At 67.2% G+C, this 18,771-nt stretch carries 18 protein-coding genes; 4 read left to right on the plus strand and 14 right to left on the minus strand.

The window, feature by feature from the left end; translation table 11 throughout:
- Positions 1-42: 42 nt before the first annotated feature.
- Genes VAPA_RS06550 through VAPA_RS06565 form a run of 4 tightly spaced genes read right to left on the minus strand, consistent with a single transcriptional unit; the run spans position 43 to position 3,589 of the window.
- A complete protein-coding gene (locus VAPA_RS06550) occupies positions 43-903 on the minus strand; it encodes a phosphodiesterase (RefSeq protein WP_021005983.1) in 861 nt (286 codons plus the stop codon).
- Positions 900-1,961, minus strand: a complete 1,062-nt coding sequence (locus tag VAPA_RS06555; protein WP_021005984.1) for an ABC transporter ATP-binding protein — start codon at positions 1,959-1,961, stop codon at positions 900-902. The genes VAPA_RS06550 and VAPA_RS06555 overlap by 4 nt, the downstream gene beginning before the upstream one ends.
- Positions 1,951-2,751 (minus strand): ABC transporter permease, encoded by an 801-nt coding sequence (locus tag VAPA_RS06560; RefSeq protein WP_021005985.1) that lies wholly within the window; start codon positions 2,749-2,751, stop codon positions 1,951-1,953. The genes VAPA_RS06555 and VAPA_RS06560 overlap by 11 nt, the downstream gene beginning before the upstream one ends.
- Positions 2,752-2,767: 16 nt before the next feature.
- Complete coding sequence (locus VAPA_RS06565) at positions 2,768-3,589, minus strand: ABC transporter permease (RefSeq protein ID WP_021005986.1); 822 nt, start codon at positions 3,587-3,589, stop codon at positions 2,768-2,770.
- A gap of 238 nt (positions 3,590-3,827) precedes the next feature.
- Here VAPA_RS06565 and VAPA_RS06570 point away from each other — a divergent pair, with 238 nt between their 5' ends.
- Positions 3,828-5,051 carry an IS110 family RNA-guided transposase gene (locus VAPA_RS06570; RefSeq protein WP_021003967.1) on the plus strand — a complete coding sequence of 408 codons (1,224 nt, stop codon included), beginning with the start codon at positions 3,828-3,830 and terminating at the stop codon, positions 5,049-5,051.
- A gap of 341 nt (positions 5,052-5,392) precedes the next feature.
- On the opposite strand, the gene VAPA_RS06575 is transcribed toward VAPA_RS06570, so the two are convergent.
- The 5 genes from VAPA_RS06575 to VAPA_RS06595 form a co-directional block, all read right to left on the minus strand.
- On the minus strand, positions 5,393-6,412 hold the full coding sequence (locus VAPA_RS06575; RefSeq protein WP_021005987.1) for an ABC transporter substrate-binding protein: 1,020 nt from the start codon (positions 6,410-6,412) through the stop codon (positions 5,393-5,395).
- A gap of 44 nt (positions 6,413-6,456) precedes the next feature.
- Positions 6,457-7,467 carry a LacI family DNA-binding transcriptional regulator gene (locus tag VAPA_RS06580; protein WP_021005988.1) on the minus strand — a complete coding sequence of 337 codons (1,011 nt, stop codon included), beginning with the start codon at positions 7,465-7,467 and terminating at the stop codon, positions 6,457-6,459.
- Positions 7,468-7,587: 120 nt separating this feature from the next.
- Positions 7,588-8,100, minus strand: a complete 513-nt coding sequence (gene lspA / locus VAPA_RS06585) for a signal peptidase II (RefSeq protein WP_021005989.1) — start codon at positions 8,098-8,100, stop codon at positions 7,588-7,590.
- Positions 8,100-10,949 (minus strand): isoleucine--tRNA ligase, encoded by a 2,850-nt coding sequence (gene ileS / locus VAPA_RS06590; RefSeq protein ID WP_021005990.1) that lies wholly within the window; start codon positions 10,947-10,949, stop codon positions 8,100-8,102. The genes lspA and ileS overlap by 1 nt, the downstream gene beginning before the upstream one ends.
- A gap of 121 nt (positions 10,950-11,070) precedes the next feature.
- Positions 11,071-12,108 carry a bifunctional riboflavin kinase/FAD synthetase gene (locus VAPA_RS06595; protein ID WP_021005991.1) on the minus strand — a complete coding sequence of 346 codons (1,038 nt, stop codon included), beginning with the start codon at positions 12,106-12,108 and terminating at the stop codon, positions 11,071-11,073.
- Between the two features lie 166 nt (positions 12,109-12,274).
- On the opposite strand from VAPA_RS06595, the gene VAPA_RS06600 reads away from it, so the two are divergent.
- Entirely contained in the window at positions 12,275-12,835 is a 561-nt protein-coding gene (locus VAPA_RS06600; protein ID WP_021005992.1) for an HNH endonuclease, read from the plus strand.
- Positions 12,836-12,837: 2 nt separating this feature from the next.
- Here VAPA_RS06600 and VAPA_RS06605 read toward each other — a convergent pair whose 3' ends face one another.
- The 4 genes from VAPA_RS06605 to VAPA_RS06620 form a co-directional block, all read right to left on the minus strand.
- On the minus strand, positions 12,838-13,626 hold the full coding sequence (locus VAPA_RS06605) for an enoyl-CoA hydratase (protein ID WP_021005993.1): 789 nt from the start codon (positions 13,624-13,626) through the stop codon (positions 12,838-12,840).
- Positions 13,627-13,637: 11 nt separating this feature from the next.
- Positions 13,638-14,999: an alpha/beta fold hydrolase gene (locus VAPA_RS06610; protein WP_021005994.1), complete on the minus strand. Its 1,362-nt coding sequence runs from the start codon at positions 14,997-14,999 to the stop codon at positions 13,638-13,640.
- Positions 15,000-15,081: 82 nt separating this feature from the next.
- Positions 15,082-16,197, minus strand: a complete 1,116-nt coding sequence (locus tag VAPA_RS06615) for an acyl-CoA dehydrogenase family protein (protein WP_021005995.1) — start codon at positions 16,195-16,197, stop codon at positions 15,082-15,084.
- 12 nt (positions 16,198-16,209) lie between these two features.
- Positions 16,210-17,391, minus strand: coding sequence for an acyl-CoA dehydrogenase family protein (locus tag VAPA_RS06620; RefSeq protein ID WP_021005996.1), 1,182 nt, complete (start codon positions 17,389-17,391; stop codon positions 16,210-16,212).
- Between the two features lie 139 nt (positions 17,392-17,530).
- Between VAPA_RS06620 and purN the strand changes: the two genes are divergently transcribed.
- Positions 17,531-18,127, plus strand: coding sequence for a phosphoribosylglycinamide formyltransferase (gene purN / locus VAPA_RS06625; protein WP_021005997.1), 597 nt, complete (start codon positions 17,531-17,533; stop codon positions 18,125-18,127).
- Positions 18,128-18,162: 35 nt separating this feature from the next.
- Complete coding sequence (locus VAPA_RS06630; protein ID WP_021005998.1) at positions 18,163-18,483, plus strand: I78 family peptidase inhibitor; 321 nt, start codon at positions 18,163-18,165, stop codon at positions 18,481-18,483.
- A 37-nt stretch (positions 18,484-18,520) separates the two neighbouring features.
- Here VAPA_RS06630 and VAPA_RS06635 read toward each other — a convergent pair whose 3' ends face one another.
- Positions 18,521-18,757 carry a DUF1653 domain-containing protein gene (locus VAPA_RS06635; protein ID WP_021005999.1) on the minus strand — a complete coding sequence of 79 codons (237 nt, stop codon included), beginning with the start codon at positions 18,755-18,757 and terminating at the stop codon, positions 18,521-18,523.
- Positions 18,758-18,771: the final 14 nt, after the last annotated feature.

The raw sequence follows: 18,771 nt of genomic DNA on the forward strand, positions 1-18,771 counted from the left end.
CGTTTTTGTTCGTTTGCGACCCCATTTTCCACATGTACGGCCTCAGTCGATCAGCTCTCCGTTGTCATGGAAGGGAAAAGGGCCTTCGAAGGTGCCGGAAGCCGCCAGATGGGTCACGAGCCGGCCGTCCTGGGCAGACCAGGCATGGACCCTGAAGCCGGGCGGCTCCAGCGCCCAGGCCGAGGGTGCGCCGGGCGACAGGTCCAGGCAGACCTGGTGCGCCGGTGCGGGCGAGGTCGATGCGATGGTGCCGCCGAAGCGCACGTCGATGGCGCGATGCAGGTGGCCGCAGATCACGCGTTCCACGTTGCCGTGCCGCGCAACCAGTGCTTCGAGCGCCTCGGCGCCCTGCTGCAGGCCGATCTCGTCCATGTGGCCGATCAGCGTGCGGAAAGGCGGGTGGTGCATGGCAATCACCACCGGCTCTCCGCGGCAGGCATCGAGCTGCTCTTCGAGCCAGCCCAGGCGCTCGCCGCACAGCTCGCCGTGGCTCGCGCCCGGCACGCAGGTGTCGAGCGTGAGCAGGCGCAGCGCGCCCACGCGCACCGCGTACTGCACGAAACCGGCCGAACCGACGCCCGCCGCCAGGTAGGCGTGGCCGGGAAAGCTGCGGCGCAGCTGGCCGCGGTCGTCATGGTTGCCGGGCATCAGGTAGACCGGCATGGTGAGCGGCGCCAGCAGGCGCGCCAGGTGCTCGTATTCGGCCGCGCGGCCGAAGTCGCTCAGGTCGCCCGTGATGACGACGGCGTCGGGCCGCTGCGGCAGCCGCAGCACCGACTGCACCGCATGCTCCAGGAAGGGCGCGGTATCGATGCGGCCGTAGGCCAGGCGTCCCGGCTCACGAATGTGCAGGTCCGTCAGCTGGACCAGGAACGTGGTGTCTTCTGTCGTCGTTGTCGTCATGCGCTGGTCTCCTGCGACGTCATCAGGCGATCGGGCTGGATGCGCAGTCCCACAGGATCGCCGGGGCCGAAAGGCGTGTCGCGGCCCACGTCGGCCACCAGCAAAGGCTGGTCCTGCATGCGCAATTGCAGCTGCACGCGGTCGCCGAGGAAGGTGCGGCGTTCGACGGTTGCAGCGCCCCAGTCGGGCCGGGGCGCACTCACTTCGACGTCTTCGGGTCGCACCAGCAGCATGGCATGGTTGCGCCAGGCGGGTGGGCAAGGCAGGGTGCTTCCGCCGAGTCGGACAACGCCTTGCGCAATGGCGTCGGCTTCGCGCGCGAGGCGGTTGACGCGGCCCAGGAACTCCGCAACGAAGGGATGCGCCGGCGCGCGGTACAGCTCTTCGCCGCGGCCGATCTGCACGATGCGCCCGGCGCTCATCACCGCCAGGCGGTCGGCAATGGCCAGGGCCTCCTGCTGGTCGTGCGTGACGTGGATGGCCGTGATGTGCAGCCGGCGCAGCAGCTCGGCGAGCTCGTCGCGCAGCGACTCCTTGAGCTTGGCGTCGAGCGCGGCCAGCGGCTCGTCCAGCAGCAGCACGCGCGGACGCACCGCCACGGCGCGCGCCAGCGCCACGCGCTGCCGCTGGCCGCCCGAGAGTTCGGCGGGGCGCTTGTTCTCCAGGCCGCCCAGCCGCGTCAGGTCGACCAGCTCGCCCACCGCGCGCGTTTCCTCCTGCGGCGCCACGCCGCGGATGCGCAGCCCATAGCCGATGTTGGCCGCCACCGTCATCTGCGGAAAAAGCGCATAGCTCTGGAACACCATGCCCACGCCGCGATGCTCCACCGGCCGGTCGGTCACGTCCTGGCCGCCGAACACGATGCGGCTGCCTTCGTCGGGTGCTTCGAGCCCCGCGATCAGCCGCAGCAGCGTGGTCTTGCCGCAGCCCGAAGGGCCGAGCAGTGCGAGCACCTCGCCGGCCTCCACGTGCAGGTCGGTGGGCAGCAGGCCGCGCGTGCCGTCGGCGTAGGTTTTCGCGCAGTTCGCGATGTCGATGGGAATGCGTTCAAGTTCCATGGCGTTTCTGCATCAGGTTGGCAAGATATTGAAGGCCCCACAGCACCGGAAGAATGACCGCGAAGAAGACCAGCGTGTAGGCCGATCCGATCTCGATGCGCATCGAGGCATAGCTGTCGGCCAGGCCCACGGGCAGGGTGCGCGTGAGCGGCGTGTGCAGCATCCACGTGAGGTTGAACTCGCCCACCGAGAGCGTGAACACCATCAGGCTGCCGGCGACGATGGCGGGGAACACGGCGGGCACGAGGATGCCCATGAAGCGCTGGCGGAAGTTCGCGCCCAGCGAGCGGGCCGCCTCTTCGAGCGCGAGCAGGTCGTCGCGCTGGAAGGCCGAACTCACGGTGCGCACCATGAACGGCAGCGTGAACACCATGTGGCCCACGAGAATGAAGGCGAAGCTCTGGCGAAAGGCCGTGAGCTGGCCGTAGGCGAGGATCAGCGCCAGCGCCGTGGCCAGCCCCGGCACCGCCACCGGCAGCGTGAGCAGCTCCTCGAAGATGTGCGCGGCGCGTGAGCGGCTGCGCGCCAGCGCGTAGGCGCAGGGCACGCCCAGCAGCACGGTGCCGACCACGCAGGCCAGCGCCAGCGCGAGCGACCAGCCCACGGTGCCGCCGTAGTTCTCCCACACCTCGCCGAGCCAGCGCAGCGTGAGGCCGCTCTTCAGGCCCGCGCTGTAGTTGTTGACGAGGCCCGCCATCACCGACAGCAGCATCGGCGCGATCATGAAGAGGCTCACGAGCACGGTGATGGCCAGCAGGAAGGGCGCCCTGGGTTGCGTGTTCTTGCGCATGAGGCAATTCCTTCGATCAGCGTGCGACCGGGTTGGCGCCGAAGCGCCGCGCGGCGAACAGCACCAGCCAGGTCACGAGGCCCAGCGCAATCGACAGCGATGCGGCGAGCGCGAAGTTGGCGTAGTTGGTGAATTCGTTGTAGATGGTGATGGGGATCACCTCGAACTTGCTGGCCAGCGTGAAGGCCGTGCCGAAGGCGCCCATCGAGGTGGCGAACAGGATCGCGCCGCAGGCCAGCGTGGTGGGCGCGAGCTCCGGCATCCACACGTCGCGCGCCACGCGCAGCCGCGAGGCGCCGAGCGAGCGCGCGGCTTCCTCCAGCTGCATGTTCATGGCCTCGGCCGCGGCGGCGTAGGTGGCAATGGCGCGCGGCAACGAGAAATACAGGTACGCGAGGAACAACCCGAGCAGGCCGTAGGCGAAGGTGATGCGTTCGCCGAACAGGCTGTCGCCGACGTCCGCCACCAGCCCTTGCCGCCCGCCGAGCAGGATCACGAAGAAACCGATGATCACGCCCGGAAAGGACAGCGGCAGCGTGAGCAGCGACAGCAGCATGCGCTTGCCCGCGAAAGCGTGCCGCGCAAGGTAGATGCCCACGGCGGCGCCGAGCAGCAAGGTTGCGAGTGTCACTGCCACCGAGAGTGCCACGGTGTTGGCCATGCTCTGCAGGTAGCGCGAGTCGGTCAGCACCGCGAAGTAGGTGGCCCAGCCCTTGGTCGCCGGCAGCGTGAGCAAGCGCACCACCGGCAGCAGCCAGAAGGCCGTGAAGAACACGGCGGCGGGGGCTGCGCAGGCCAGCAGGCGCCAGCGGGGGTTCCAGGCGTTGGGTTGCTTCATCTCAGTGGTCCATGGCGCCATGCGCCTTCCGCGCCGCATGAAACGCGGCTTTAATTGCTGCTGCGGCGTCCGGCACAGAGGTCGGTTCAAACTTGGTGCGTTTAGCCCGTATCTCAGTGGGACCCGCGGCTCCACGAGCACCCCGTACTGTCGCCTGGGGCTTCGCGCCCTTGAGCACGCATCCTAGAGTTCGATGACGTGGGCCGCACGCCGATGTCGCCGCGCATTGGAGGCGATCATGGAAGTCATTCATTCCCGCTGCGCGGGCCTGGACGTTCACAAACAAACCGTGGTGGCGTGCGTGCGCATCGCTGGCGACGGCCCCCCGTTGCAGGAAGTGCGCACCTTTGCCACCACCACCTCGGCTCTGCTGAGCTTGTGCGACTGGCTCGACTCCTTCCAGGTCGAGGTGGTCGCCATGGAGGCCACCGGGGTGTACTGGAAGCCGGTGTGGCATGTGCTCGAAGGCCACTTCGAGCTGGTGCTGGCCAACGCCGCGCACGTGAAGAACGTGCCCGGGCGCAAGACCGACGTCAACGACTCGATGTGGCTGGCCGACCTGTTGGCCCACGGCCTGATCCGCGCCAGCTTCGTGCCCCCGGTGGCCGTGCAGGAGCTGCGCACGCTCACGCGCACGCGCAAGCAGCTCGTGCGCGAGAGGAGCGCGCACGCGCAACGCATCGAGAAGGTGCTCGAGGACGCCAACCTCAAGCTCAGCGTCGTGCTCAGCGACATCCTGGGCAAGAGCGCGCGCGCAGTGCTGCAGGCCATCATCGACGGCCAGGACGACCCGCAGCACCTGATCTCCTGCATCGGCCGCGTCAAGGCCAGTCGCGCCGAGTTGCTGGAGGCGCTGCGCGGGCGCGTCAGTACGCACCACCGCTTCATGCTCAAGCTGCACCTGAGCCATATCGACGCGCTGGACCAGGCCATCGCCGCCATCGAGAAGGAGGTGGGCCTGGGGCTCGAGCCGTTTCGACAAGCCGCCAAGCTCCTGAGCACCATGCCGGGCCTGAGCGCTGTCAGCGCCCACGTGATCGTGGCCGAGATCGGCATCGACATGTCGCGATTTGCCACGCCCGGCCACTTGCTGTCCTGGGCCTGCCTGTGCCCGCGCAACGACGAGAGCGCCGGAAAGCGCCGCTCCACCCGGCTGCGCCGCGGCGGCCAATGGCTCAAGACCACGCTGGTGCAGGCCGCCTGGTCCGCCGTGAGGGTCAAGGGCGGCTATCTGCAGGCGCAGTTCCATCGGCTGCGCGCCCGACGCGGCGCCAAGAAGGCCATCATCGCCGTGGCCGCCTCGATGCTCACCGCCGCTTGGCACATGCTGCGCGACGGCACCGAATGGCATGACCTCGGTGCCGCTCACTTCGACCGCGCCGACGCTCACAAAACCGCCAACCGCCTGATCCGACGACTTCAGCAAATCGGCTACGCGGTGCAACTCACTCCGGCTGGATAGGAAGCGTTTCATCCTAGTTTTTCATTTCGCGCTTGTGTTCGGGGCGCTGTTGTTTTTGGCGCTGTTGTTTTTGTTCGGGGCGCGTGCACAGGCCACCGGGTGCTCCCCTCCGCGAATGGCCCCCGCCTTCGGCTCCTCCTTGATTTCGCTGCGGGAGCACCCGATGCCCTGTGCACAGGGCACGCTCTGGGTGAACCGCCGATCAACGACCGCCCTGCGTAACGCTCCCGTCGATGGGGTACCTTGCGCGGCGAAATCAAGCAGGAGGCCGAAGGCCGGGGGACATTCGCTTCGCCGCGTACCCCGTCGGCGGGAGCGCGCCCTGAATGCATCCGGCAGGCTCAGCGCACTTCCTTGAGGTAACGATCGGAGAACGCGCGCTGCGCCTCGGCCATGCGGGCGTAGTCGACGCTCTTGGCGCGTGCGTATTCGGTAGCAGGAAGGAACTGCGCCTCGATGTCCTTGGGCATTGCGCTGGCGCGCACCGGCCGCAGGTAGGCCTTGGCCCAGATCGCCTGGCCTTCGTCGGACAGCACGAAGTCGAGCACCTTCCTGCCCTCGGCCGCGTGGGGCGCCTTGGCGACGAGGCTCATCACGTAGGGCACGGCCAGCGTGCCTTCGCTCGGAATGACGAAGGCGACGTTGGCCTTGTCCTTGTACTTGGCGCGGTAGGCATTGAAGTCGTAGTCGAGCAGGATCGCGATCTCGCCCGACAGCACCCGCGCGTAGGAGGTCTGCTTGGGCACGATGGGCTCGTTCTTCTGCAGCGCCTTGAAGTAGTCGATGGCCGGTGCGAAGTTGTCGAGCGTGCCGCCGCGCGCCTCGTTCACCGCCACCGCGCCGACATAGCCCACGAACGCCGAGGCGGGATCGAGATAGCCGATCAGGCCCTTGTATTCGGGCTTGAGCAGGTCGGCCCACGACTTCGGAATCGGCTTGCCCTTGAGCGCATCGACGTTGACCATGAAGCCGAGCGTGCCCGAGTGGATGGTGAACCAGTTGCCGGCCGGGTCCTTCAGGCCGTCGGGAATGTCTTTCCACGCGGCCGGCTTGTAGGGCTCGACCACGCCTTCTTTCTGCGCCTGCACCGCGAAGGTCACGCCCAGGTAGGTGACGTCGGCCACGGGGCTGGCCTTTTCGGCCACCAGCTGCGCGAGCGACTGGCCCGAGTTCTTGTTGTCGGCCGGCACCGTGATGCCGGTCCTGGCCTTGATGGCCTTGAGCTGCGTGCCCCAGTCGGCCCACTCGGTGGGGCAGTTGTAGCAAATGGCGGTCTGGGCCATGGCCGCCGTGCTGCCGGCGGCGAGCGTGGCGGCGAGCAGGCCCAGGCGGGCCATGCGGGAGAAACGGAAAGACAACATGAAAGAGCTCCTTGGATGGTGAGGGGCGGTGGCGAGGTGATCGATCAGTCGGTGGCGGTGTCGCGCGCGGCCGCGCACGACTCGCCGTCCCGGAAGAAATGGGGCAGCAGCAGGCTCGCATCGGCCTGCAGCGTGGTGCCGCCGGCCATGGCCTGGATCAGCAGCTCGACGCTGTGGCGGCCGATGTCGTTGTTGGGCTGCGCGATGGTGGTGAGCGCCGGCGTCAGGTCTTCGCCGAGCGCGATGCCGTCGAAACCGATGACGCTGAGGTCGTCCGGCACGCGGAGGCCGCCCAGGTGCGCGGCGCGGATGCTGCGAATGGCAAGCAGGTCGTTCGAGCAGATCAACGCGGTGGGACGGCTGGACGCCTGCAGCACGCCGGCGAGCGCATCGACCGCGCTCTCGACGAAGGGCACCTCGATCAGCGGCGGCGCCTTGAGCCCGGCATCGGCCATGCCTTTGCGGTAGCCGCGATAGCGTTGCTGCGCGCGGTCGGACGCGGCGAGCGTGCCGCTGACCATCGCGATGCGGCGATGGCCGTGCAGCACCAGCCGCGCCACGGCATCGGCCACCGCCGCTTCGCCATCGACGGTCACGCAGGGATGGTCGGGGTGCCTGTTGTAGGCCAGCACGTAGGGCGTGCCGGTGCTGCGCAGCCGCGCCAGCGCGGCCGACGTGGCAGGATTGGAGACCACGAGGATCAGCCCGTCGACGTTGCCGGCGAGCAGCAGGTGGACCGCACGCTCTTCCTCGTCGAGCTGGTAGCCCGTGGTGACAGGAATGATCGCGTAGCCGCCGGCGATGGCGGCGCGTGCGATGCCCTGCAGGCATTCGGCAAAAGTCGGATTCAGCAGGGTGGGTAGCACCACGCCCAATGCACGGCTGCGCTGGGTGCGCAAGGTGCGCGCGCTGGCGTTCGGCACGTAGTCGAGTTCACGTGCGACGCGCTCCACCAGCTCCCGCGTGGAGCGGGTCACCTTGTCGGGGAAATTGAAGGCCCGCGACACGGTGGCCACGGAAACTCCGGCTTTGGCTGCAACGGCTTGGATGCTCATCGTGCGGTGTCATGTAATCGATTACATTTCACCGCGGCAGTATGACCCCGCTATGACAGCCTATGAAAGTGGGGAGAAACCCTCGCGCCTCCCAGGCGGTGGGTTGTTGCGACGACGAACCTACTTCCCGCGCCGAACCCGCCGGATCTCATCCAGGATCAGGCAGATGGCACCCAGGGTGATCGCGCTGTCCGCCGCATTGAACGCCGGGAAGTACCAGTTGCCGGCGTGGAAGCTGAGAAAGTCCACCACGTAGCCGTGCATCATCCGGTCGATCACATTCCCGATCGCCCCGCCCAGGATGCAGGCCATCGAGAACGAAAACAGCTTCTGCCCCGCGTGCGACTTCAGCATCCAGACGATGAACACCGCGGCCGCCACGCCAATGGCCGTGAAGAACCAGCGCTGCCAGCCCGAGTGGTCGGCCAGGAACGAGAACGCGGCACCCGTGTTGTGTGCCCGGACCACGTTGAAGAAGCTCGTCACGTAGGTCGCATCGCCGAGCTTGTAGTAGCCCAGGATCAGCGTCTTGGTGAACTGGTCGATGATCAGGACGATCGCCGCCAGTCCGAGCCATGGCCAGATGCTGCCGCTGCGTGAACGCGATGCCGACATGGAACGTGCGGCCGCCATCAGGCAAAGCTCCGCGACTCGCCGGCGCCGAACAGGTTGCTGGTGCAACGGCCGCAGATCGTCGGATGCGCCGGGTCGTGGCCCACGTCGTCGCGGTAGTGCCAGCAGCGCTCGCACTTCTGCGCGCTGCTCGGCGTCACTACTGAAGACAGCGCCTCGCCCGCCGCCAATTCGATGGCGGAGGTGATGAAGACGAACTTCAGGTCGTCGCCCAGCGTGCCCAGCAGCGCGAAGTCGTCGGCCGGTGCGCTGAGCTGCAGGGTGGCCTGCAGCGACGAGCCGACCTTGCCTTCGGCGCGCACGGCTTCGATGTCCTTGTTGACCACGTCGCGGATCTCGCGGATGCGGCCCCATTTGGCGAGCAAGGCCTCATCGGGCGCGGCGAACTGGCTGTAGGTCTGCGCGAAGATCGACTCGCCCGGCTTGCCCGTGCTCACGAACTTCCACGCCTCTTCGGCCGTGAAGCTCAGGAACGGCGCCATCCAGCGCAGCATCGCCTGCGAGATGTGCCAGAGCGCCGTCTGCGCGCTGCGGCGCGCCAGCGAGCCCGGCGCTGTCGTGTAGAGCCGGTCCTTGAGGATGTCGAGGTAGAAGCCGCCCAGGTCTTCCGAGCAGTAGATCTGCAGCTTGGCCACCACCGGATGGAACTCGTACACCTTGTAGTGCGCGAGGATCTCGGCCTGGAACTGCGCCGCGCGCGACAGCGCATAGCGGTCGATCTCGAACAGCTCTTCGAGCGGCACCGCATCCTTGGCGATGTCGAAGTCGCTGGTGTTCGCCAGCAGGAAGCGCAGCGTGTTGCGGATGCGGCGGTAGGCATCGACCACGCGCGCGAGGATCTTGTCGTCGCCTGCGATGTCGCCCGAGTAGTCGCTCGCGGCCACCCACAGCCGGATGATTTCCGAGCCCAGCTTGTTGCTGATCTCCTGCGGGTCGATGCCGTTCTTGAGCGACTTGCTCATCTTGATGCCCTTGGCATCCACCGTGAAGCCGTGCGTGAGCAGGCCGCGGTACGGTGCGCGGTCTTCCAGTGCGCAGGCGATCAGGAGCGACGAATGGAACCAGCCGCGATGCTGGTCGTGGCCTTCGAGGTACAGGTCGGCTTCGGGGCCGGTCTCGTGGTGCACGTTGGGATGCGTGCCGCGCAGCACGTGATAGAAGGTCGAGCCCGAGTCGAACCACACCTCGAGGATGTCGGTGCTCTTGGCGTAGTGCGGTGCGTCTTCGGCGCCCAGGATCTCTTCGACGGTGACTCGGCTCCAGGCCTCGATGCCGCCCTGCTCGACGATGTCGGCGGCCTGGTCGAGGATTTCCATCGTGCGCGGATGCAGTTCGCCCGAATCCTTGTGCAGGAAGAACGGGATCGGCACGCCCCAGCTGCGCTGGCGGCTGATGCACCAGTCGGGCCGCCCGGCGATCATGTCGTGCAGGCGCGCCTTGCCGTTCTCGGGATAGAAGCTGGTCTGTTCGATGGCGTCGAGCGCGGTCTGGCGCAGCGTCTTGGGCGCCTTGTCCTTGGTGAACACGCCTTCGCCCTCGTCCATGCGGATGAACCACTGCGCCGCGGCGCGGTAGATCACCGGCGTCTTGTGGCGCCAGCAGTGCGGATAGCTGTGCGTGATGGTCTCGGTGGTCAGCAGGCGGTTGGCGTCACGCAGCGCGGCGATGATGACCGGCACGGCCTTCCAGATGTTCTGCCCGCCGAAGAGCGGGAAGTCGGGCGCGTAGCTGCCGTTGCCCTGCACCGGGTTCAGGATGTCGTCGTAGGCCACGCCGTGGGCGATGCAGGAGTTGAAGTCGTCCACGCCGTAGGCGGGCGAGGAGTGCACGAGGCCGGTGCCGTCGGTGGCGGTGGCGTAGTCGGCCAGGTACACGGGCGACAGGCGCTGGTAGCCGGCGTCGACGTCATAGAGCGGATGCTCGAACTCGAGCCCGCCGAGCTTCTCGCCCTTGACCGTGGCCAGCACCTTGCCGTCGAGCGCATAGCGCGTCATGCACATCTCGACCAGCGAGTTGGCCAGGATCAGCAGGCCGCGCTCGGTATCGACCAGCGAGTATTCGAGCTCAGGGTTGAGGTTGATCGCCTGGTTGGCGGGGATGGTCCACGCGGTGGTGGTCCAGATCACGGCAAAGATGTCGCCGAGGATCGTGTGGTCGGTCTCGAAGGCCGTGAGCACCTTCTCGCGCTCGTGCGCCTTGAAGGCCACGTCGACGGTCTGGCTCTTCTTGTCGGCGTATTCGATCTCGAACTCGGCCAGCGACGAGCCGCAGTCGAAGCACCAGTACACGGGCTTCAGGCCGCGGTAGACGAAGCCGCGCTCGATCACGCGCTTGAAGGCGCGCAGCTCGCCGGCTTCATTCGCGAAATCCATCGTCTTGTAGGGATGGTCCCATTCGCCCAGCACGCCCAGGCGCTGGAAGTCGGCCATCTGCTGCGCGATCTGTTCCGTGGCGTAGGCGCGGCTCTTGGCCTGCATTTCGTCGCGGCTCAGGTTGCGGCCGTACTGCTTTTCGATGGCGTTCTCGATCGGCAGGCCATGGCAGTCCCAGCCCGGCACGTAGAGCGCGTCGTAGCCTTCGAGCTGGCGCGCCTTGGTGATCATGTCCTTCAGGATCTTGTTCACCGCGTGGCCCATGTGGATCTGGCCGTTGGCGTACGGCGGGCCGTCGTGCAGGATGAACTTGGGCGCGCCGTGGCGGGCGTCGCGCAGGCGGTGATAGCGGCCTTCGTCGTTCCATTCCTTCACCCAGCCCGGTTCGCGCTTGGGCAGGTCGCCGCGCATCGGGAAGGGGGTGTCGGGCAGGTTCAGCGTGGAACGGTAGTCGGTGGGGGAAGCGGCGTCAGACATGTTGGGGTGCGAAACAGAGGGGCTTCGACAGGCTCAGCCCGAACTGCATTGAGCGGTCGGTGCGGAAGAAAAGCCGTTCGCCCTGAGCTTGTCGAAGGGCGGCAGCACGGTGCGTGCAGGGCTAAATTCGATCGCGCGTGGTCTGGCGGTGGGTTTCGGCGTGGGTCGACGCAAAGAACGCGCGCGCGTCGCGCCCATCCTTCGCGATGCCCGCTGTCAGGGCCTCGAGGCTGGTGTAGCGCAATTCGTCGTGCAGTTTGTGCAGGAGTTCCACGCGGACGATTTTACCGTAGGCCCCTTCGGCTCCCAGATGCGAGGGCCACTCCAGGCAATGCGTCTCGAGCAGCACGCGGCCCGCGTTGACGTCGTTGGCGTCCAACGAAGGGCGCACGCCGAGGTTTGCCACGCCGGGCAGCGGCTGGTCGGCCAGGCCGTGCACCAGCACCGCGAAGATGCCGCTGGCCGCCGGTTTCCAATGCTTGAAGCGCAGGTTGAGGGTGCGAAAACCGTCGTCCTTGCCGGGGGCCGAGGCGCCCAGCGCGCGGCCGAGCTTGCGGCCATGGACCACGTGGCCCGAGATCGTGTAGGGCCGGCCGAGCAGATGCTGGGCATCGGCCATGCGGCCTTCGGCCAGCGCCTCGCGCACGGCCGAACTGGAAACGCGCAGGCCATGGACCTCGTAGCTGTTCATGCGCGCCACATCGAAGCCGTGCGTATCGCCGGCCGCGTCGAGCATGGCGTAGTCGCCGGCCCGCTTGGCGCCAAAACGAAAGTCGTCGCCCACCAGCACGTAGCGCGCGCCCAGGCCGTCGATCAGCACGTTCTGGATGAATGCTTCGGGCGACTGGGACGCCAGCCGGCCGTCGAAGGGCAGCACGATCGTCTGCGCCACGCCACAGGCCGCGAGCTCGGTCAGCTTGTCGCGCAGCGTGCCGATGCGCGCCGGCGCCAGGTCGGGTTTCTTGGTGAGGGCGGCGAAATAGTCGCGCGGGTGCGGCTCGAACGTGAGCACGCAGCTCGACAGCCCGCGCTGGCGCGCCTCGGTCTGCAACAGCGCGATCATGGCCTGGTGGCCACGGTGCACGCCGTCGAAATTGCCTATGGTGAGGGCGCAGGCCGGAGCCACGCCCGGGTGCCGGAAGCCGCGGAAAACCTGCATCGGTGAGTATCTTTTTGATAGCGCCTTTTGCCCGTCGAATGGGCACATCAGGCCGTTTTGTCACAAAGCCGGTATATTGTGACTCAGTGCGTCGCTTGAAGTGGTCTCCGGCGCGCTCCGTGTCCCTGGTCTTTCCGTGATTCTTCCCTTTTTGAGGAGGCGTGTGGTGAAGGTCTTGAAGCTGTCGGCCCAAGGGCTGCCCCAGTCATGGATATCGCTCGAACAGGCGGTCATCCACTATGCAGCGGACGAAGTCCGCTGGGAGGTGGGCGCGCAGGTGGCGGTGTTCCGTGGCGGCCACAATGCCATCACCGGCCAGCAGTCGCAGATTGCGATCAACAGCATCATCGGCACCAAGGGCGTGCCGCGCATCAATCCCTTCACCCAGCGCCCGGGGCTGACCAACAGCAAGCTGTTCTCGCGCGACCGCAACATTTGTGCTTATTGCGGCGGGCATTTCCACGAAGACGAGCTCACGCGCGAGCACATCATTCCGTTCGCGCAAAAGGGCATCGACACGTGGATGAACGTGGTCACGGCCTGCAAGCCCTGCAATCACCGCAAGAGCAGCCGCACGCCCGAGCAGGCGAACATGCCGCTGCTGTACGCGCCCTATGTGCCCAGCCTCTGGGAAGATTTCATTTTGCGAAATCGCCGCATCCTGGCGGACCAGATGGAATTCCTGATGGCGCACCTGCCGCAGAGTTCGCGGCTGCACGACTCCTAGCTTCAGCGCTTCCAGTCGGGCGGGCGCTTCTCGATGAAGGCCTGAACGCCTTCCAGCGCGCCCGCGTCCATCATGTTGCACGCCATGGTCTGGCTGGCGTCGGCCAGTGCGGCCTCGATGCCGGTTTCGAGCTGGCGATAGAACAGCGCCTTGCCGAGCGCGAGCGCCTGGCGCGGCTTGGCGACGATGCTCGACACCAGCGCCTCCACGGCGGCGTCGAGTTCGCCGGGCGGGGCCACCCGGTTGACCAGGCCCTTCTCGCGGGCTTCCTGCGCGCTGATGAATTCGCCGGTCACCAGCATCTCGAACGCTTCCTTGCGGCCGAGGTTGCGCGACAGGGTGACGCTCGGCGTGGCGCAGAACAGCCCCACGTTCACGCCGCTGACCGCAAAGCGCGCCTCGCTCGAGGCCACCGCCAGGTCGCACACCGCGACCAGCTGGCAGCCTGCGGCCGTCGCAATGCCGTGCACGCGCGCGATCACCGGCACGGGCAGGCGCTGGATCGACAGCATCATGGCGCCGCAGCGTTCGAAGAGCCGCTGGTAATAGCCGAGCGAGGGCTCCGCGCGCATTTCCTTCAGGTCATGGCCCGCGCAGAAGGCCTTGCCCGCCGCCGCGATGACGACGACACGCACGGTCTCGTCGGCCGCGATCTCGCCGAGCACCTGTTCGAGCGCGCCGAGCATGCCTTCGGAGAGGGCGTTGAACGAAGCCGGGCGGTTCAGCGTCAGCGTGACCACGCCGCGCGCGTCGCGTGTCGCCAGCACGAAGGGAGAGGTCGCATCGCTCATGTCCTTGGCCCTCAGTAAGTCAACTCGAGCACCGTCACGTGCTGCTGCGCTGCAGGCCAGGTCAGGCCGGTGATGCGCTCCGCGTTGAATTCACCGGCCACCGCGCGCTGGGGTTGTGCGGTGGCAACGCGCAACCTGGAACTCGACACGCCGGAACCCCTGGGCGGCACGCCGGGCGGCGGGCTCTGGCCGTCGAAGCGCATGGTGTCGCGCTGCGCATCGAAGTAGCCGCGAGGCCGCGTGAAGACGACCACCGCCTGGGCGCTGCCATCGGCCGGCGTGAGGCGTTCGGGGCGCAGGGTCACGACGCGGCTGCTGCGCGGAAACGGGCTGCGGTAGATGTGCGTGATGCCGTAGCCGGGTGCGCTGAGCACGAACTCGTAGGCCGTGTCGCCGCGGGCATTGAACGGACCCCAGCGGCCATCGGCGCCGATGTTCTTGCTGTGCACCGCATCGCCGCGCCGTGCGCCCGTGGCCGGATCCACCGCGTACACGGTGACCTGCCCGCCATTGAGCGAAAGGTTCTCCGCACCCACCGCACGGCCGTCGAGCACGACATTCGCTTCGGCCGCCACCGCCGTGCTGCGCGGCGCTTCGCCGGTCAGGAACTGCCATGTCGCCGCGAACGCGGCGGGCGAGAACGAGGTCTCCCGGTGGTCCACGCGCGGCAGCACCACATTGGTCGCGCCCTTGAGCGCGGGGCCGTCGAAGCCGATGTTCGTCGGCTGGCCCGGCGCGCCGATCCACACCCCGTCGGGCTGCGCGTACTTGTCGTTGTTGTCGGAGCGCAGCGTGAGCCACTTCACGCCCGGCGTGACCTCTTCGCCGTTCGCCCCCTTCGGCGCATTGAGCTGCTGCATGAAGCCCGAGAGGCCGGAGAACTCGTTGTTCTCGCGAAAGCCCTTCACGGCCCAGATGCCGTGGGCGGGATTGCCGCCCAGCACCACATGGCTCACGACAGCCGCGCCGCCGCCGTTCTGAACGTAGTTGCGGATCGTGTTGCCGCCGCGCGAATTGCCGATCAGCACCACCTTGCCGGCGCCCGTGGCTTTCAGCACCTTGTCGACCTCGGCCTTCAGGAAGACGGCCGAATCGGTGGTCGAGCTGCGGCCCGGCTGCGCCACCGCATCGTCGTCGCGTGCCAGCGGATAGGGCTGGTCGAGCGCAAAGAGCCGGTCGCGCGGCCAGCCGTTCGATTCGAAGCGCCAGATCGTGGTCTGCCAGAGGGCCGCCGAATCGCCGTTGCCGTGCATCAAGACGATCGGCGGGCGTTCGGTGTACGAAGGCGAGGGGGCGGTGGCACAGGCGGTCAGCATGGCGGTGGGAACCAGGCCGGTCATGGCCATGGCAAGGATGGTGCGGCGGGATTGCATGTTTCTTTCCTGGCTGGGTTCCAAGTGAAAACGCCCGCCGGCGCAAGGCGGGCGGGCGTTGGATGCTATGGGAAAAACACCGTCAGGCGAAGACGCCGGCCGTGTCCTGCATGCGGGCGGAGACTTCGCCCAGGTGGTGCAGCGTGTCGCCGAAGGTGATTTCGAGCTGCGTGAGCTTGCGGAAATAGTGGCTGCCGATGTATTCGTCGGTCACGCCGATGCCGCCATGCAGCTGCACCGAGTTCGCGGCGACATAGCGCATCGACGTGCCGAGCTGGTACTTGGCGCGCGCGAGCGCCTGGCGGCGCTCGTCGGCCGGGGCGTTGAGCTTGAGCGTCGCGTAGTAGCTCATCGAGCGCGCGAGCTCGAGCTGCATCTTCATGTCGGCCACGCGATGGCGCAGCGCCTGGAAGGTGGAGATGGTCACGCCGAACTGCTTGCGCTGGTTCATGTAGTCGACGGTGAGGGCCACGGTCTTGTCCATCACGCCGACCGCTTCGGCGCAGGTGGCGGCAATGCCGACGTCGACCGCATATTCAAGTGCGGCCAATCCGTCGGCCGTGACCAGCGTGGCGTCTGCCTTGTCGAACACCACCTCGGCCGCACGGCCGCCGTCCTGCGTGCCGTAGCCGCGGGCCTCGACACCGCTGGCGCTGCGTTCGACCAGGAAGAGGGCGATCTTGCCGTCCACCTTGGCCGGCACCAGGTACGCGTCGGCTTCGTCGCCCACGGGCACCACGCTCTTGGCGCCCGTCAGCGACCAGCCGTCGCCGGCCTTCACGGCCTTGGCGTCGCACAGGTCGAGCCGGTAGCGCGACTTGCGTTCCTGGTAGGCCAGCACCACGATGGCCTGGCCGCCGGCAATGCGCGGCAGCCAGCCGTCCTTGGTGTCGGCATTGGCATAGCCGCTGAGCACGGCGCCGGCAATCAAGGTCTGCGCGAAGGGCTCCAGCACGATGCCGCGGCCCAGCTCTTCCATCACCACCATGCCGGCCACCGGGCCCATGCCCAGGCCGCCGTCGTCTTCGGCGATGTAGAGGCCGCCCAGGCCGAGTTCGGCCAGTTCGTCCCATGCTTCGCGCGAGAAGCCGCCCTTGGCCTCGATGCCGCGGCGGCGCTCGAAGTCATAGCCCTTGTCGACCCACTTGCGAACGGCGTCGCGCAGTTGTTCCTGGTCGTCCGAAAAATTGAAGTCCATGTTCTTGTCTCCTCAGCCCAGCACCGTCTGCGCGACGATGTTGCGTTGCACTTCGTTCGAGCCGCCGTAGATGGTGGTCTTGCGCATGTTGAAGAAGGTCGACGCGAGCGGCGCAAGGGCCGGGTTGCCGCCGGGGAAGTCGCCCTGCCAGCCGGCTTCCATCGCCTCGCGGATCAGCGGCAGCGAATAGGGACCGCCGGCCAGCATCATCAGTTCGCTGTAGCGCTGCTGGATCTCGCTGCCGCGGATCTTGAGCAGGCCCGCGACGTCGAGCGAGTTCTTGCCCGATGTGGCCGCCGAGAGCACGCGCAGCACCATCATCTCGAGCGCGACGATGTCGACTTCGAGCTTGGCGATCTCGTCGCGGAAGCGCTGGTCGTCGTAGACGCCTTCGCTCCTGGCGATGCGCTTCAAGCGCTCGAGCTCGCGCTTGGCGCGGTTCACGTCGGCGATGTTGGTGCGCTCGTGCGAGAGCAGGTGCTTGGCGTAGGTCCAGCCCTTGTTCTCCTCGCCGATCAGGTTCTCGGCCGGCACTTCGACGTTGTCGAAGAACACCTCGTTCACCTCGTGGCCGCCGTCGAGCAGCTTGATCGGGCGCACCGTGACGCCGGGCGACTTCATGTCGAGCAGCAGGAAGCTGATGCCAGTCTGCGGCTTGCCCTCGTTGCTGGTGCGCACGAGGTTGAACATCCAGTCGCCGTACTGGCCGAGCGTGGTCCAGGTCTTCTGGCCGTTGACGATGTACTTGTCGCCCTTGCGCTCGGCCTTGGTCTTGACGGAAGCCAGGTCCGAGCCGGAGCCGGGCTCGCTGTAGCCCTGGCTCCACCAGACTTCACCGCTGGCGATGCCGGGGAGGAAGCGCTTCTGCTGTTCGGCGTTGCCGAATGCCATGATCACCGGGGCGACCATCACCGGGCCGAATGGAACGATCCGCGGCGCGCCGGCCAGTGCAGTCTCTTCCTCGAACAGGTGGCGCTGGATGGCGGTCCAGCCCGGGCCGCCGAATTCCTTCGGCCAGCCGTAGCCCAGCCAACCCTTCTTGCCGAGGATCCTGGCCCAGCCCTGCAAATCGTCGCGCGTCAGTTCGAGCGCGTTGTGCACCTTGTGCGAAATCTCTTTGGGAAGGTTTTCCTTGACCCAGGCGCGAATCTCTTCGCGGAACTTCTGTTCTTCGGGCGTGAAGCTCAAATCCATGCGTGCCTCGCTGTGTTGATCGGTCTGCCGCCATCGCGGCGAAAAGCGGCGTGTCTCCGGAGACTGGAGTTTTAGCACGGTCGTGCTGTGAATCGGTGTCCGCGCGGCGACAAGCCGAGCACAGATAATCCCGCCTCCCATGAAGAACATCGTGATCCTGATCTCCGGCGGCGGCTCCAACATGGCGGCCATCGTGCGTGCCGCAGAGCGCGACCGCTGGTCCGGGCGTTTTGGCGCCCGTATTTCCGCAGTCGTCAGCAACAGGGCCGAAGCGGGGGGGCTTGCGATCGCCAGGACGCACGGCATCGAAACCGCCGTGGTCCCGCACAAGGAGTTCCCGACGCGCGAGGCTTTCGACGAGGCGCTGGCGAAGGTCGTCGATGCGCATTCGCCGGCGCTGGTGGTGCTGGCGGGCTTCATGCGCATCCTGACGCCGGGCTTCGTCGAGCGCTACGCCGGCCGCCTGGTCAACATCCACCCTTCCTTGCTGCCGGCATTTCCCGGGCTGAACACGCACCAGCGGGCCATCGACGCCGGCTGCAAGGTGGCAGGCGTCACGGTGCACCAGGTGACCACGGAACTCGACCATGGCCCGATCCTGGCCCAGGCGGTGGTGCCGGTGCTGCCGGACGACACGGCCGCCACGCTCGCCGGCCGGGTGCTCGCGCAGGAGCATCAGTTGTATCCACGCGCCATTGCCGAGTGGCTTGCAGATACATCAAGTCACACGTCTTAAATTTGTTTATATTCGCGGGTTTTCGGGAGCACGAATTGAAAACCCAATCGCTACTGTCCGCGGTCGCTGGCGCCATCCTGCTGTCGGCCTGCGCCGCGCCAGCCTCTGCACCGCCCCCCGCATCCGCATCCGCTGCGCCACCCGAGCCGGTGTTCCAGTGCAATGCGGACGGCGCGCGGTTCGCCGTCGGCCAGCCGTTGTCGCCTCAACTCGAGGCTGCAGCCCGCGTGCGCGCCGGGGCGGGCACGGTGCGTGCACTGAAGCCCGGCGAGGCGGTGACGATGGAACTCAATGGCGGGCGCCTCAACCTCGATGTGGACGCGCGTGGCCGCGTGACGGACGTCCGCTGCGGCTGAGGCGCTTTGGGGCCGACGCTGTCGGATACCTGGCGTTCTACACCGGCGCGAAGCGTCGTTGGCGGACACCGTCGATCTCCACGGTGCCCTCGAACATCGCGGCCGGGCGGACCCACAGCCCCTTCGCGCCATAGAGCGCGCGGTACAGCGTCATCGGTTCAAGCGTTTCGCTGTGGCGCACGGTGCCCAGCACCTCGTATTCGCCGCCTTTGTAGTGCCGATAGCGGCCGGGAGGCGTTTCTATCAGGGGTGGCAGGTCGTTGTCGTCGTTCACGGTCTTGCGTGCCT

The sequence above is a fragment of the Variovorax paradoxus B4 genome, from assembly GCF_000463015.1.
GTDB lineage: Bacteria > Pseudomonadota > Gammaproteobacteria > Burkholderiales > Burkholderiaceae_C > Variovorax > Variovorax paradoxus_E.